This window comes from Promicromonospora sp. NFX87 (assembly GCF_048564965.1).
Classification (GTDB): domain Bacteria; phylum Actinomycetota; class Actinomycetes; order Actinomycetales; family Cellulomonadaceae; genus Promicromonospora.
The window spans coordinates 5,025,787-5,038,187 of sequence record NZ_CP183413.1 but is presented as its reverse complement, the minus strand read 5'-3'; the positions used below and the strand labels follow the sequence as shown (position 1 = coordinate 5,038,187).

The 12,401-nt window shown below is 69.7% G+C and carries 9 protein-coding genes and 1 tRNA gene; 4 read left to right on the top strand and 6 right to left on the bottom strand.

What is annotated here, in order from left to right; all coding sequences use genetic code 11:
* Positions 1 to 7: 7 nt before the first annotated feature.
* Together ACNYC2_RS22605 and ACNYC2_RS22600 are read right to left on the bottom strand one after the other, a co-directional pair.
* On the bottom strand, positions 8 to 583 hold the full coding sequence (locus tag ACNYC2_RS22605) for an STM3941 family protein (RefSeq protein ID WP_419703936.1): 576 nt from the start codon (positions 581 to 583) through the stop codon (positions 8 to 10).
* Positions 584 to 659: 76 nt separating this feature from the next.
* Positions 660 to 1,493, bottom strand: coding sequence for a TSUP family transporter (locus ACNYC2_RS22600; RefSeq protein ID WP_419703935.1), 834 nt, complete (start codon positions 1,491 to 1,493; stop codon positions 660 to 662).
* A 125-nt stretch (positions 1,494 to 1,618) separates the two neighbouring features.
* Here ACNYC2_RS22600 and ACNYC2_RS22595 point away from each other — a divergent pair, with 125 nt between their 5' ends.
* Positions 1,619 to 2,236: a TetR/AcrR family transcriptional regulator gene (locus ACNYC2_RS22595; RefSeq protein ID WP_419703934.1), complete on the top strand. Its 618-nt coding sequence runs from the start codon at positions 1,619 to 1,621 to the stop codon at positions 2,234 to 2,236.
* A 21-nt stretch (positions 2,237 to 2,257) separates the two neighbouring features.
* Here ACNYC2_RS22595 and ACNYC2_RS22590 read toward each other — a convergent pair whose 3' ends face one another.
* The gene (locus tag ACNYC2_RS22590) at positions 2,258 to 2,536 is read right to left on the bottom strand and encodes a hypothetical protein (protein WP_419703933.1); all 279 of its coding nucleotides are present in this window, start codon (positions 2,534 to 2,536) and stop codon (positions 2,258 to 2,260) included.
* 2,364 nt (positions 2,537 to 4,900) lie between these two features.
* Between ACNYC2_RS22590 and ACNYC2_RS22585 the strand changes: the two genes are divergently transcribed.
* On the top strand, positions 4,901 to 5,191 hold the full coding sequence (locus tag ACNYC2_RS22585) for a tyrosine-type recombinase/integrase (RefSeq protein WP_419707889.1): 291 nt from the start codon (positions 4,901 to 4,903) through the stop codon (positions 5,189 to 5,191).
* 102 nt (positions 5,192 to 5,293) lie between these two features.
* Here the strand turns inward: ACNYC2_RS22585 and ACNYC2_RS22580 are convergent.
* Positions 5,294 to 5,366 (bottom strand) — tRNA-Arg (locus ACNYC2_RS22580).
* Positions 5,367 to 5,532: 166 nt separating this feature from the next.
* Here ACNYC2_RS22580 and argS point away from each other — a divergent pair.
* Positions 5,533 to 7,194, top strand: a complete 1,662-nt coding sequence (argS, locus tag ACNYC2_RS22575; RefSeq protein ID WP_419703932.1) for an arginine--tRNA ligase — start codon at positions 5,533 to 5,535, stop codon at positions 7,192 to 7,194.
* On the top strand, positions 7,194 to 8,582 hold the full coding sequence (lysA, locus tag ACNYC2_RS22570; protein ID WP_419703931.1) for a diaminopimelate decarboxylase: 1,389 nt from the start codon (positions 7,194 to 7,196) through the stop codon (positions 8,580 to 8,582). Before argS ends, lysA begins: the two co-directional genes overlap by 1 nt.
* Before the next feature lie 55 nt (positions 8,583 to 8,637).
* On the opposite strand, the gene ACNYC2_RS22565 is transcribed toward lysA, so the two are convergent.
* Together ACNYC2_RS22565 and ACNYC2_RS22560 are read right to left on the bottom strand one after the other, a co-directional pair.
* The gene (locus ACNYC2_RS22565) at positions 8,638 to 9,411 is read right to left on the bottom strand and encodes a hypothetical protein (protein WP_419703930.1); all 774 of its coding nucleotides are present in this window, start codon (positions 9,409 to 9,411) and stop codon (positions 8,638 to 8,640) included.
* Positions 9,412 to 9,555: 144 nt separating this feature from the next.
* Positions 9,556 to 12,261: a S8 family serine peptidase gene (locus ACNYC2_RS22560; RefSeq protein WP_419703929.1), complete on the bottom strand. Its 2,706-nt coding sequence runs from the start codon at positions 12,259 to 12,261 to the stop codon at positions 9,556 to 9,558.
* Positions 12,262 to 12,401: the final 140 nt, after the last annotated feature.

The following is a 12,401-nucleotide window of genomic DNA, read 5'->3' as shown; positions in this document are numbered from 1 at the left end:
AAGAAGTCTACGCAACCGGCTCGGTGCGAGGAGCCTTGCTGTCCACGACTCTGCCGCCCACGAACGTGCTCAGGGCTGCGGCGATCACCTCGGGGCGGCTGTCGATGCTCCCGGGCTTCAGCACGACGGGCGTGCCGACCAGGGCGATGTTGGCCGAGGCGGCGATACGCCGGACGAACGTCCGCTGGCGCGCGACCACCGCCTTCGGGTCGGTGACGTCCACGGCGAGCACCCGCCGGAAGGCCAGCCGAGCCTCGCGGACGCCCGTGACCTCGGTCCAGAGCACCTGCTCGACGCCGAGGTTGGGCAGCCAGTCGGTCAGCCCCTCGCCGTCGAGCGTGAGCACGGGCCAGGTGGGCAGCAGCAGGCGGCGCACGACGATGAGCCCCAGGCCGGTGAAGACCAGGACGCCGATGGCGCTCAGCGAGACGACGGCGAGCGCGGCCGGCGCGGCGCTCGTCTGTGCGGCGTCGAAGCCGAGACGGGCGGCCACCGCGCACAGCACCACCAGCGCGAGGATGGTCAGGGCGAGCGTGAGAACGTGCGCACGGGACGGATAGAAGTCCACGGACTCGTCGGGCATACCGGGACAGTAGCCGCACCGAGGGCGCATCGGTAGCCCGGTGCGGGAGTGCGTCGGTCGGCGCTCGAGTGGTATGTCACCCGAGCAGGAGCCGAGCGCCCGCCAGGGCTGTCGCGACGAGCACGGTCGTGCTGAATACCGGGCCCGAGATCCGGTGCGCCACGAGCCGGCCGAGCAGCAGGCCCGCGACCATGCCCGGGAGCAGCACGAGCGAGACGCGCAGCGAGTCGGGGGAGACGAGTCCCAGGCTGGCGCTGAACGGCAGCTTCGCGAGGTTCACGGTGAGGAAGAACAGAGCGACGGTGCCGAGCAGCCCGGCCCGCGAGACACCGGCGCGCAGCAGGTACAGGCTCATCGGCGGGCCGCCTGCGTTCGCGATCATCGTCGAGAGGCCGGCTGTGGCGCCCAGGGCCGTGCGGGCTATGCGGTCGCGCGGCCGGGGACGGGTGGCGGCCGGCTCAGGGGCGGCAGCAGCGTCGTCGTCGGGCACAGGGTTGAATGCCGGGCCGCTCGGCGACCGGCGGGCGGCCCGGCGCGCGGCGAGCTGTCGCACCAGGTCGCCCAGTCCGGCGAGGAGAAGCAGAGCTCCGACGATCCGAGCGCTGACGTCGGGTGGCGCCCAGCGCAGGGCGGCGAAGCCGACCAGTATCCCGAGGGCGACGCTGGGCAGGAGCGTTCGCAGGATGCGCCAGCGCACGTTCCGGCCGTACGTGCTGACGGCGACGAGGTCACCGACGATGAGCAGGGGCAGAGCGACACCCGCGGCAGGGACGGGCGGGAGCACGGTTGCGATGACTGCCGCGCCGAGCGCCCCCAGGGGAGGCAGGCCCGTCTTGGACAGGCCCATGAGGAGCGCGGCGATCGTGCCGCCGATGATGACGGGAACCGTCAGGTCCAGTGCGGTGTCCATGGCGACGTGGACTCTACGGCGACGCGCTCGGACGGCGGTGGACCGCTCGCCGGGCGGAACCGATCATGCGCTCCGGTCGAATAATACGCTACAGACCCGTATCGTTTTTGGGTGAGGACTGAACTGTGACGGCCCAGCAGCGTCGTGCGCCGGGCAGGCCACGGAACACGGAGGCGGACCGCGCGGTTCTGAGCGCGGCGCTCGACCTGATCGCCGAGGCCGGCGTCGAGGGCGTGAGCATCGATCAGGCGGCGAAGCGCGCGGGGGTTGCCCGAACGACCGTCTACCGCCGGTACGCGACGCGGGACGACCTCGCGGTCGCCGCCCTCGTGGCGAACGAGGCAGCGGTCCTCGTCTCCTTCCGGGTCCCCGACCAGCCGAGCCCTGCCGACCTGGTCGCGACCTGGTCGGCCGGGCTGAGCGATCCCCGGGCGCGGACGCTGCTGCGCCGCATGATGTCGGTGCCGCGCGAGCATCCTGAGCTGTGGGCGGCCTTCCGCGCGGCGAGCGGCGACTCGGGCGACCAGGGCGTTCACGACCTGGTGGTTCGCGCGCAGGAGAACGGTCAGTTGGCAACGGACGCCGACGTCGAGATGGTCCAGGCCATGCTCACGGGCGCCGTGGCGGTCCACCTGACGAACTATCCCGACGACGTGTCGGCCGAGGAGGTCGCCGCCTACTTCTGGCGGGTGCTGCGCACGCTCGGGTTCCGGGTGACGGCCCGCTCGCGGGGCTGGTTCTGAGCGCGGTGCCCCCCCTTGCGGTTACTTGCCGTCGAACGGCACCCGCTCGAAGAGGAGCCAGTCGCGGTAGGCACGCAACACTGGCCCATCCGCCGAGGGGCGGACCGACAGAACGCTGTACTGGATGTCCTCGAAGCCGTCCGGACCAGAGTTGATCAGGTGCGTGGCGCCCCCTATGGACAAGACGACCCGCAGCACTCTCGTGCCGGTCTCAGCGAAGGCCCCGGCGTTCTTCACCTGGGCGAGGTGCTGGCTGTCGCCGGTGCCTTCGACGACGTAGTAGTAAGTCCCGAGAGCCATCTGCGTTCCCCTCATCGCCCTGCACGCCCGGTGCGTCGTAGGTCCTTCGGCCGAACGTACGGCATCTGGTGTCGGGCGGGATATTGGTGAGGACAGCTCGGGGCCCGGTTCGACGCGTGCCCTGCGGCTCGGCCCAGGCGCGGACCACGACCTTGCGCCTTGCGGTTGGACGCCGAGCCCGTGTCGCTGCTCTCGGCTAGCGACGTACCGATCGAAGAAGTCTCGCGCCTCGTCGGACACAGCGACATCGCGACGACGGAGAACGTGTATCGACACGAACTGCGGCCAGTAATGCAGACCGGAGCGCGCGCCATGGACGCCGTGCTCAGCTAGGGCATGCCTCGCGGTGGGTCGCCGTCAGCTGTCCTAACGCGCCCGGCGTCGGCGAGCCTGGCCGGTAGTCACCCCGAGCACCGAGCACGCCCCGACGTGCGCGCTGCGGCGCGTGACCCTGCGGAGAGTGCTCGCTAGAGCCTGCCATCCTCCAGACATGCGTTCGAGCCACCTGGCGGGATACGCCCTCGACCTCAGCGTCTGGACGGGGTGACCGGGTGCCCGCGGCGGGCAGGGGCAACCTGCCCGCCGCGACCCTTATAACTCGACGCCCCGCGCGCTGGTTCGAGCGCGAGTGCGGCGGCCATGGCGGGGTCGTGCGTCACCGTGCCGACCCACCATCCGACCAGGATGGTGGCAACAATATATGCCGCGTGCCAGTGACTGCCGGGCCGTGAGGGTTCTAGACTTACTGGTGCTCTCCGTGTCTCGCCAGCTGCGATTCGTTGAGGGCAATACGGCCCTCACCTGCTCGAACAGGTGGGGGCCGGCCCTTTGGAAGCATCGCTCCCGTAGAGCCGGCCCTGGGAGCATTGCTGCTCCTGGCCTCAGTCTGGGCCTCTTGAGCCCGTTCCGACTGTGGCACTCACTCGAACATAGTGGCTTGGGTGAACTTCCACGGGCCCTTCGATTGACAATTCCTGTGAGTTTCCTGTGACTAATTCTTCACTAGGTCCGCCCGAAGCTCCTGGTCACACGGGTCCGCGAGGGACGGGCGCAGTCGATATGCTCGACGCGTGAAGCCCAGCCAATGCCGGCCGTTGGCGAGGTAGGCCAGGCCGACTGGGCCCGAAGCTGACACCGGGGCCGGAGACGACGGAAGGGCCGGTACCTCAGGTGCCGGCCCTTCCAACCCCGCGACGGCGAGGTCGACGTTCCTCCGCATACGCGGAGCGGTGCGGCGGACGGTGTGAGCGCCGGGTGTCCCCGGCGCTCACACCGCGCGTCGCTAGAGGTCGACGACCTCACGCGCTAGTTCAAGCGCGAGTGCAGCGGCTGCGAGGCCCATGGCGGGTTCGTGCGTCACCGCGCCGACCCACCATCCGACCAGGAACGTAGCAACTGCAACATATGCCGCGCGCCCGTGCCTGCCGGGCCGTGAAGGTTCCAGACTCATTGGTGCTCTCCGTGTCTCGCCAGCTTGCGATTCGTTGAGGGCAATACGGCCCTCACCTGCTCGAACAGGTGGAGGCCGGCCCTTTGGAAGCATCGCTCCCGTAGAGCCGACCCTGGGAGCCTCAGTCCGGGCCTTTCCTGAGCCCGTCTCGACTGTGGCACTCTCTCGAACATAGTGGCTCGGGTGAGTTTCCACGAAGCCCCTTGAATAACAATTCCCGTGACCTTCCTGTGACTAGAGGCTTCGGGCGGAACTGGTGAAGAATCGGTGTCCACGAGCGGGGAGCCGGTCCGTGAGGCATTATCTGCGCGAGTGCGGCGGCTAGGCCCATGGAGGGGTCGGGCGTCACCGCGGTGACCCATCATCCGACCAGGAACGTGGCAATTTTCAACATATGCCGCACGCCCGTGGCTTCCGGACCTCAAAGGTCCTAGACTCATTGGTGCTCTCCGTGTCTCGCCAGCTTGCGATTCCTTGAGGGCAATACGGCCCCCACCTGCTCGAACAGGTGGGGGCCGACCCTTTGGAAGCATCGCTCCCAATGGATCGACCCTCTGGAGCATGGCTCCCGACTCCATTGTTAGTCCGACTCTTGAGCACATGCCAGAACCCCGATGGACCAAAAACCGGACAGAGTCGACGGAAATGCTGATGCTTGGGGTATGTCTACAAAGAATCCAGCGCAGAAATGTGCTGGAGCGCGACTTTGAACATTGAGCGCTGATTTCACTGATTCTTCACTCGGTCCGCCCTAAGTTCCTGGTCACACGGGTCGACTAGGCATCTTTGGGCGTCTGGAGGTGCCCGACGGCGCTGGCGGTCGAAGAACTGCGCGTCACCCGGTAAGCCGCGCGGCCGTGGATCGCGTGCTGGGGACGGTCGGGGGTGCGTTCCCGTTCCACACGATGTGAGACCTGGGCTTCACGACGGGATCGAGGACCGCACTCCGGCCCGACAGCGTCCGCCGAGACTTCCGCATCCTGCTCCGCGACGTGCCGGGTATCGACCCGGAGGAGTGGACTCCGCGCGACATGAGGCACACGTTCGTGTCGCTGCTCTCCCAGGGAGACGTTCCGATCGAGGAGGTCTCGCGGCTCGTCGGGCACAGCGACATCGGGACGACGGAGAACGTCTACCGGCACGAGCTGCGCCCCGTGCTTCAGAACGGAGCGCGAGCGATGGACAGCGTACTCAGCGACCCGTAGGCCAGCAGTTAGGCCAGCAGTAGCCGAGAGGAGGCCGCGAGAGCGGGCAAAAGCAACAGGCCGTGACCAGTGTTTGCGCTGGTCACGGCCTGTTTCTGTCTGTGCGCCTGAAGGGATTCGAACCCCCGACCTTCTGCTCCGGAGGCAGACGCTCTATCCACTGAGCTACAGGCGCGTGGCCGAAATCCATGAGCTGTCGCTCACCGTATCGGCCGAAACGAGACTACCAGGTGACGGACGCGAGGCGTGCATCGATACCTGTGACACTCGTCCGTCGCTCGACGCATCCGGCCTGTGGAAAGCGTGGGGCTCGTGTGGGCGCTCGCCCGTAGAATCGTCGAGTGACACCTACCCAGCTCTCCGAAGCACTCAGTGCTGCCCTTGCCGCGGCTGTCGCCGACGGCACACTCGCCCTGCCCGCCGACGCCGTGCCGGCGTCGGTCCACGTGGAGCGACCCAGGCAGCGAGAGCACGGGGACTGGGCCACGAACGTGGCCCTGCAGCTCGCGAAGAAGGCGGGCACGACGCCGCGCGCGCTGGCCGAGGACCTGGCCGCCCGCCTCGGCGCGACGCCCGGCATCAAGTCCGTGGGCGTCGCCGGCCCGGGCTTCCTCAACATCACGCTCGACGCCGGGGCGGCGGGCGAGCTCGCGCGCACCATCGTCGAGGCAGGCGCGGCGTACGGCCGGGGCGAGGCCCTGACCGGCCAGGTGATCAACCTGGAGTTCATCAGCGCCAACCCGACCGGCCCGCTGCACATCGGCCACACCCGCTGGGCCGCGCTCGGCGACTCGCTGGGCCGTATTCTCCGCGCCGCCGGTGCCGAGGTGGCCGCCGAGTACTACATCAACGACGCCGGCGCGCAGATGGACCGCTTCGGCGAGTCCGTCCTGGCGCGCGCGACGGACACCGAGGTGCCCGAGGGCGGCTACCGCGGCGAGTACGTCAAGGAGCTCGCGGCCAAGGTGCTCGCGGACCACCCCGAGCTGCCTGAGCTGCCGCGCGACGAGGCGATCGCCGTCGCCCGCGAGGCCGGCTACAAGCACCAGCTCGCCGAGATCCGCGAGGTGCTGGAGAGCTTCGGCGTGCACTTCGACGTCTGGTTCTCGGAGCGCGAACTGCACGCCTCGGGCGCCGTCGAGAAGGCAGTGGCCCGCCTGCGCGAGCAGGGGCACGTCGACGACAAGGACGGCGCCGTCTGGCTGCGCACCACGGACTTCACCGACGACAAGGATCGCGTGATGATCCGGGCGAACGGTGAGCCCACGTACTTCGCTGCCGACGCCGCCTATTACCTGTCGAAGAAGGACAGGGGGTTCCCGGGCAAGATCTACCTGCTCGGTGCCGACCACCACGGGTACGTCAACCGCCTCAAGGCCATCGCCGCCTGCGCGGGGGACGACCCGGAGACCAACATCGAGGTGCTGATCGGGCAGCTCGTCAACGTCGGCGGCGCCAAGCTGTCCAAGCGCGCCGGCAACATCATCGAGCTGCGCGACCTCGTCGACTGGATCGGCAAGGACGCCGTCCGCTACTCCCTGGCCCGCTACCCCGCGGACTCCCCGCTGGAGCTGCAGGGCGAGGACATGATCAAGCAGTCCAACGACAACCCCGTGTTCTACGTGCAGTACGCGCACAGCCGCACGGTCCAGATCGGGATCAAGGCCGTCGAGCGTGGCGTGCGCCGCGCCGACGGGTTCGACCCGGCGCAGCTCTCGCACGCCTCCGAGACGGCGCTGATCGGCCGCCTCACCGAGTTCCCGCGGATCGTGGCCCAGGCCGCCGAGCTGCGCGAGCCGCACCGCGTTGCGCGCTACCTGGAGGCACTCGCCGGCGACTTCCACGCCTGGTACAACGACGACGACAAGCTGCGCGTCACGCCGTACCCGGACGAGGAGGTCACGGACGCGCACCGCGCGCGCCTGTGGCTGAACGACGCCGTCCGCACGGTCCTCGCCAACGGTCTGGACCTGCTGGGCGTGAGCGCTCCGGAGCGGATGTGATGGGCGGGTACGTGATGGGTCCTGACGTGAGCGGCCCGCCCTGGTCGAGCGGCGTCAGCCGTCTGCCGGACGGCGCGGTCGCCGTCGGGGGAGTCGACGTGCGCGAGCTCGCCGCTCAGCACGGCACTCCCGCCTACGTGCTGGACGAAGCCGACTTCCGCATGCGGGCCCGCGCCTACCGCACGGCGTTCGAGGCGGCGTTCGGCGCCGTCGGCACGGGTGTGGACGTGTACTACGCGGGCAAGGCGCTGCTCACCGTGGCCGTCGCACGCTGGGCGCGCGAGGAAGGCCTGCGGGTCGACACTGCGTCGGGCGGCGAGCTGGCGATCGCGCTCCGGGCCGAGGTTCCCGGCGCCGAGATCGGCCTGCACGGCAACAACAAGTCCGACACCGAGATCCTGCGTGCGCTCGACGCCGGCGTGGGCCGCATCATCGTGGACTCGCTGGTCGAGATCGAGCGGGTCGCCGGCCTCGCTCGCGAGCGCGGGGTCGTGGCACCCGTGATGGTCCGGGTGACCACCGGCGTGCACGCCGGTGGCCACGAGTACATCGCGACGGCGCACGAGGACCAGAAGTTCGGGCTGTCGGTCAACGCTGGGTCGGGGGCGACGAGCCCGGCGATGGCCGCGCTGCTCGCGGTGCTGAAGCATCCCGAGCTGAAGCTGCTGGGCATCCACTCGCACATCGGCTCCCAGATCCTCGACCCCGACGGCTTCGAGGCCGCCGCACGCGTCGTGCTGCGGCTGCGGGCCGAGCTGGCGGAGCGGTCCGGCCTGCTCGTCGACGAGATCGACCTGGGCGGCGGCTATGGCATCGCCTACCTGCCCGGTGAGGTCGCGCTCGACCCGGAGCGCGTGGCGAAGGACATCGCGCAGTCGGTGGCCGGGGTGTGCAAGGAGCTCGGCACGAACCTGCCCCGGTTCTCGATCGAGCCCGGCAGGGCGATCGTCGGCCCTTCGGGCCTCACGCTCTACACGGTAGGCACGGTCAAGCCGGTCACCGTGTCGGACGACGGCGGCGCCGACTTCACGCGCACCTACGTGTCCATCGACGGCGGCATGAGCGACAACATCCGCCCGGCCCTGTACGGGGCGGCGTACCACGCGGAGATCGTCGGCCGTTCGTCCGCCGCGGAGAAGGTGCTGGCGCGCGTCGTGGGCAAGCACTGCGAGTCGGGCGACATCGTCGTGCACGAGGTCCAGCTCCCCGCGGACGTGCGGGCCGGGGACCTGCTCGCGGTCGCCGCGACCGGCGCCTACGGGCGGTCCATGGCGTCGAACTACAACATGCTGCCGCGCCCGCCGGTCGTCGCGGTGTCCGACGGCGCCTCACGGGTGCTCGTCCGCCGTGAGACCGAGGACGACCTGCTGGGCCTCGACCAGGGTTGACCCTCTCGGCTCCAGGCGTCTGCCCGGAGCCGAGAGGACCGTTCAGGCGCTCGGGTCAGACGTCCTGGGCGTCGTCGACGTGGCAGCCCTCGGCGGAGTCGCTGTACGCGTCGATGTGCTCCTCGAGATCCTTGGACAGGTCCTCGATCTGGACGGTGAGCTTGTCCATCTCCGCGCCGATCGTCTCGACCGCCGCGATGTCGCGCGCGGTGATGGCGGCCATGAAGTCGTTCAGCCCCTCGAGGTACGTGACGTTCTTCTCGCCCAGCTTCGCGGAGACCTCGAGCATCGCGTCCGCGTCGCCGATCGCGCCGACGCAGGCCGTCGCGGTGCTCTCGGCACGCGACCTGGCGGTCTCCAGGCCGTCGATCGTCGCCTCGGCGTCGGCGAGGCTCTTCTCGGCGCTCGTCAGCTCGGTCGAGAGCGACGTGGCGCGCGACTCCCAGTCGCCTGCCGAGACCGTGCCGAGCGCTCCCCACACGATGGCGCCGACGAGCAGCACCACGAGCACGACCACCGCGACGTTGGCCCTGACGAAGGCCACGGCCTTGTCGAGCGCCTTCGGCGGTGCGGGTTCGGAGGTGGGTGCGGGCTCAGCGGCAGGTGCAGGTGCAGGTGCAGGCGCGGGCTCAGCAGCAGCAGGTGCGGGCACGGGCTCAGCGGCAGGTGTGGGCTCGGCCTTCGGCTCCGCAGCAGATACAGGCGCGGACTCAGGCGTAGCAGGCTCGGCACCGGCGGGTAGGTCGCCCTCCGGCGCGGCGGGCGCCGGGTCGGGTTCGGGGGTGGGGTTCAGCTCAGCGGCGGGACGCGCGCGCTCGTCGTCGGACATGCGGGCAACGTACTGGCTGAAAACCGGCGAAAAGCCCGAAAAACAGCAGATCTCGGAAAGATCACCCGCCCGTTGAGTGCTGGATATCTGCCCTTCGAACGGCCTGCAAGGGGCAAATATCCAGCACTCAACGGAGCGTGGCTGTTACGGGCGGTCGATGGTGATCGTCGGTGAGGTCCAGGTCTCCCAGTGCTCGGGGTTCCAGGTGTCGCCGTCAGCCTTCAGGGCCTTGAGGGACAGCACGTAGTCGCCGTCGGGCACGCTCTTCGTGACCCCGCGGAGCGTGGTGTACGAGCCGTCCCACGCGTAGGCGGTGAGCCCGCCGGCCGTCTCGTTCCGCTCCACGCCCGTCACGTCGACGGCGAACGCGCCGCGACGGTCCACCGGGCGGCGGGTCTCGGCGTCGAGCACCGTGACCTGCAGCGTCTCCACCTGGTGCTGGAAGTGGACCAGCGTGTACGGGATGTCGGGCAGGCCGTTGACGGTGCCGAGCGAGTACGCGGCGCCCTCAGGCTTGAGCTCGTAGTCGCCCTGCGGGTCGATGCAGTCGAGGTTGATGAACTCGGTGCACGTCGTGATGCTCCCGACCGACGGCAGGTCGGCCACGACCTCTCCGCCGGACATGATCGGCGTGATCGGGTCGATCGCCTGGTAGTCACCCACGTACCCGGCGTACGGCACCGAGTACTTGGTGCCGTCGCCGGCCGTGACCACCACGTACCCGCCGTAGATGAGCTGGTCCGCGTCCGTCGCCTCGGGCGCGGTGACCGTCACGCGGATCACCTCGGACTTGCCCGGCTTCAGCTTCACCGACTCGCTGCTGAACGAGACGTCCGCGTACGAGTCGGCGAACGACGGTGCGAAGGTGTTGCCGTACGTCGCGAGTGCCGGGGCGTGCGCCACGGTGTAGGTGACCGTCTTCTTGGTCGTGTTGCGGACCGTCACCGACTTGGTGATGGTCCCGGTCTTGGTGCTCTCACCGAGCGAGAGCTTCGCGGGCCGCACGCTGGCGCCGGCCTGGACGACACCGGGGATGTCGAGCATGCCCGCACCCTGCCGGTGCGCGTTGTCGAGGTAGCCGGCGGTCGGCGCCCCGGACCACGCGGCCGGGTCGGCGCTGTTCTGCAGCATGCTCCGGACCTGCGAGGCACGCAGGCGCGGCTGCGCCTCCAGCAGCAGGGCGACGGCGCCCGCGACGTGCGGCGACGCCATCGACGTGCCCGAGTTGACGCCGTGCCCGCCCTGCTCCAGCGGCAGGGTCGAGTTGATGTTGCCGCCGGGGGCGCCGAGGTCGGGCTTGAGGGTCAGGTCCGGAGACAGGCCGTACGAGCTGAACGAGCTGATCAGGCCGCCGGTCGGGCTGGGCGTGGACACCTCGCCGTCAGACCACGTGAGCGTCACCTCGGTACCGGCGGCGAGCTCGGCGACGAGGGCCTTGCCCTCGGCCTGCGGGATGCCGATACCCGGGATGTCGCGGTCCACGACGCCACCGCCGGAGAACAGGCCGGGGCTCGAGTTGTAGATCACGACCGCCGTGGCACCCGCCGCGTGCGCCGTCGAGTACTTCTCCTCGAAGGAGCACGAACCGCGTGCGATGAGCGCGGTCTTGCCCGCGACGTCGGCCTCCAGCGGTATGCCGACGCTGGGGCAGACCGTTCCGGCGTCGACCAGCGGGTCGGTGGTGCCCTCGGTGGGCGGGTCCGCGACGTCGCCGAGACCCAGGTAGGGCACTGCCGTGCCCGACGGGTTCGCGACGACGGAGCGTGCGGTCACGTGCGTGTTGTCGAACGACGCGACGCCGATGACCTTCTCGCCCAGGCCGGGCGCACCCGCCGAGTACAGGCCCGACGCGCCCGAGTTGCCGATCGAGGCGACGACGACCATGCCGCGGTCGACGAGCAGGTTGCTCGCGGTCGCCGTCGGGTAGGACGGCCAGGAGTAGGAGGAGCCGATCGACATGTTCAGCACGTCCATGTCGTCGGCCAGGGCGCGCTCCATGGCCGCGATCATGATGTCGGCGGAGGTCGAACCCTCGCAGCCGAACACGCGGTACGCCCCGAAGGACACGCCGGGCGCCACGCCCGTGATCCCGTCGGCCCGGCCCTCGGCGTTCGCGCCGACGATGCCCGCCACGTGGGTGCCGTGGCCCTGGCAGTCGTCGGGGACGGCGTCCGGGTGCGGGACCCGCCGGTCCGGGTCGCTCGAGGCCTCGTTGTAGTCGTCGCCGACCAGGTCGTAGCCCGCGATCACGCGGCTGTTCGGGAAGCCGGGGCCGCCCAGGTCCGGGTGGTCGATGTCGATGCCCGTGTCCATGACGGCGACCTTCACGCCCTCGCCCGTCAGGCCGAGCTCGTTCTGCGCGATGTCCGCACCCGTCATGCCGAGCGCCGTCGCCATGTCCGGCTCGTTGCTGGGGACGGTCTCCGGGATCTCGATCTGCGTCATGGGGTAGATCGCCTTGACGCCCTCGGTGCGCTGCAGCTTCCCGAGCTGGGCCGAGTCCATGTCTATGGAGTAGCCGTTGAACAGGGTGTGGAACGTGCGCCGGACGGAGTAGTCGACGTCGGCGTCCTTCGCGGCCGCGCGGAACTCCTGGCGCTCGGCGGTGAGGGTCTTGCTGTCGGTGCCCGCTGACGCCGGCTCGCTCTCCAGCTCGACGAACCATGAGCCCTTGGTCTCGTTGACCAGGCTGGTGTCGACGGAAGCCGGGATCTCGTGGACCGGCGCTATCGGGTCGGGAGCGCCCGCGCCCCCGACCGTCGCACCCTGGGCGGCGAGGCCCTGGGCGGTGACACCCCCGGCAGCCAGCGCGAGCGCGGCGAGCGCTCCGAGGTACCTGCTGCGATTCATTCGTGCTCCCCGTTCGGGAGGTCACCGATTACTACCCCGGTGACCCTTATGTGAAGAAAGCGTGACTCGGGTGACTGTAGAGGAGCACTTCCGCGCGGGGAAGACGCGGAGGGCAAGCCGGGGGTGATTTTTCAGATGAG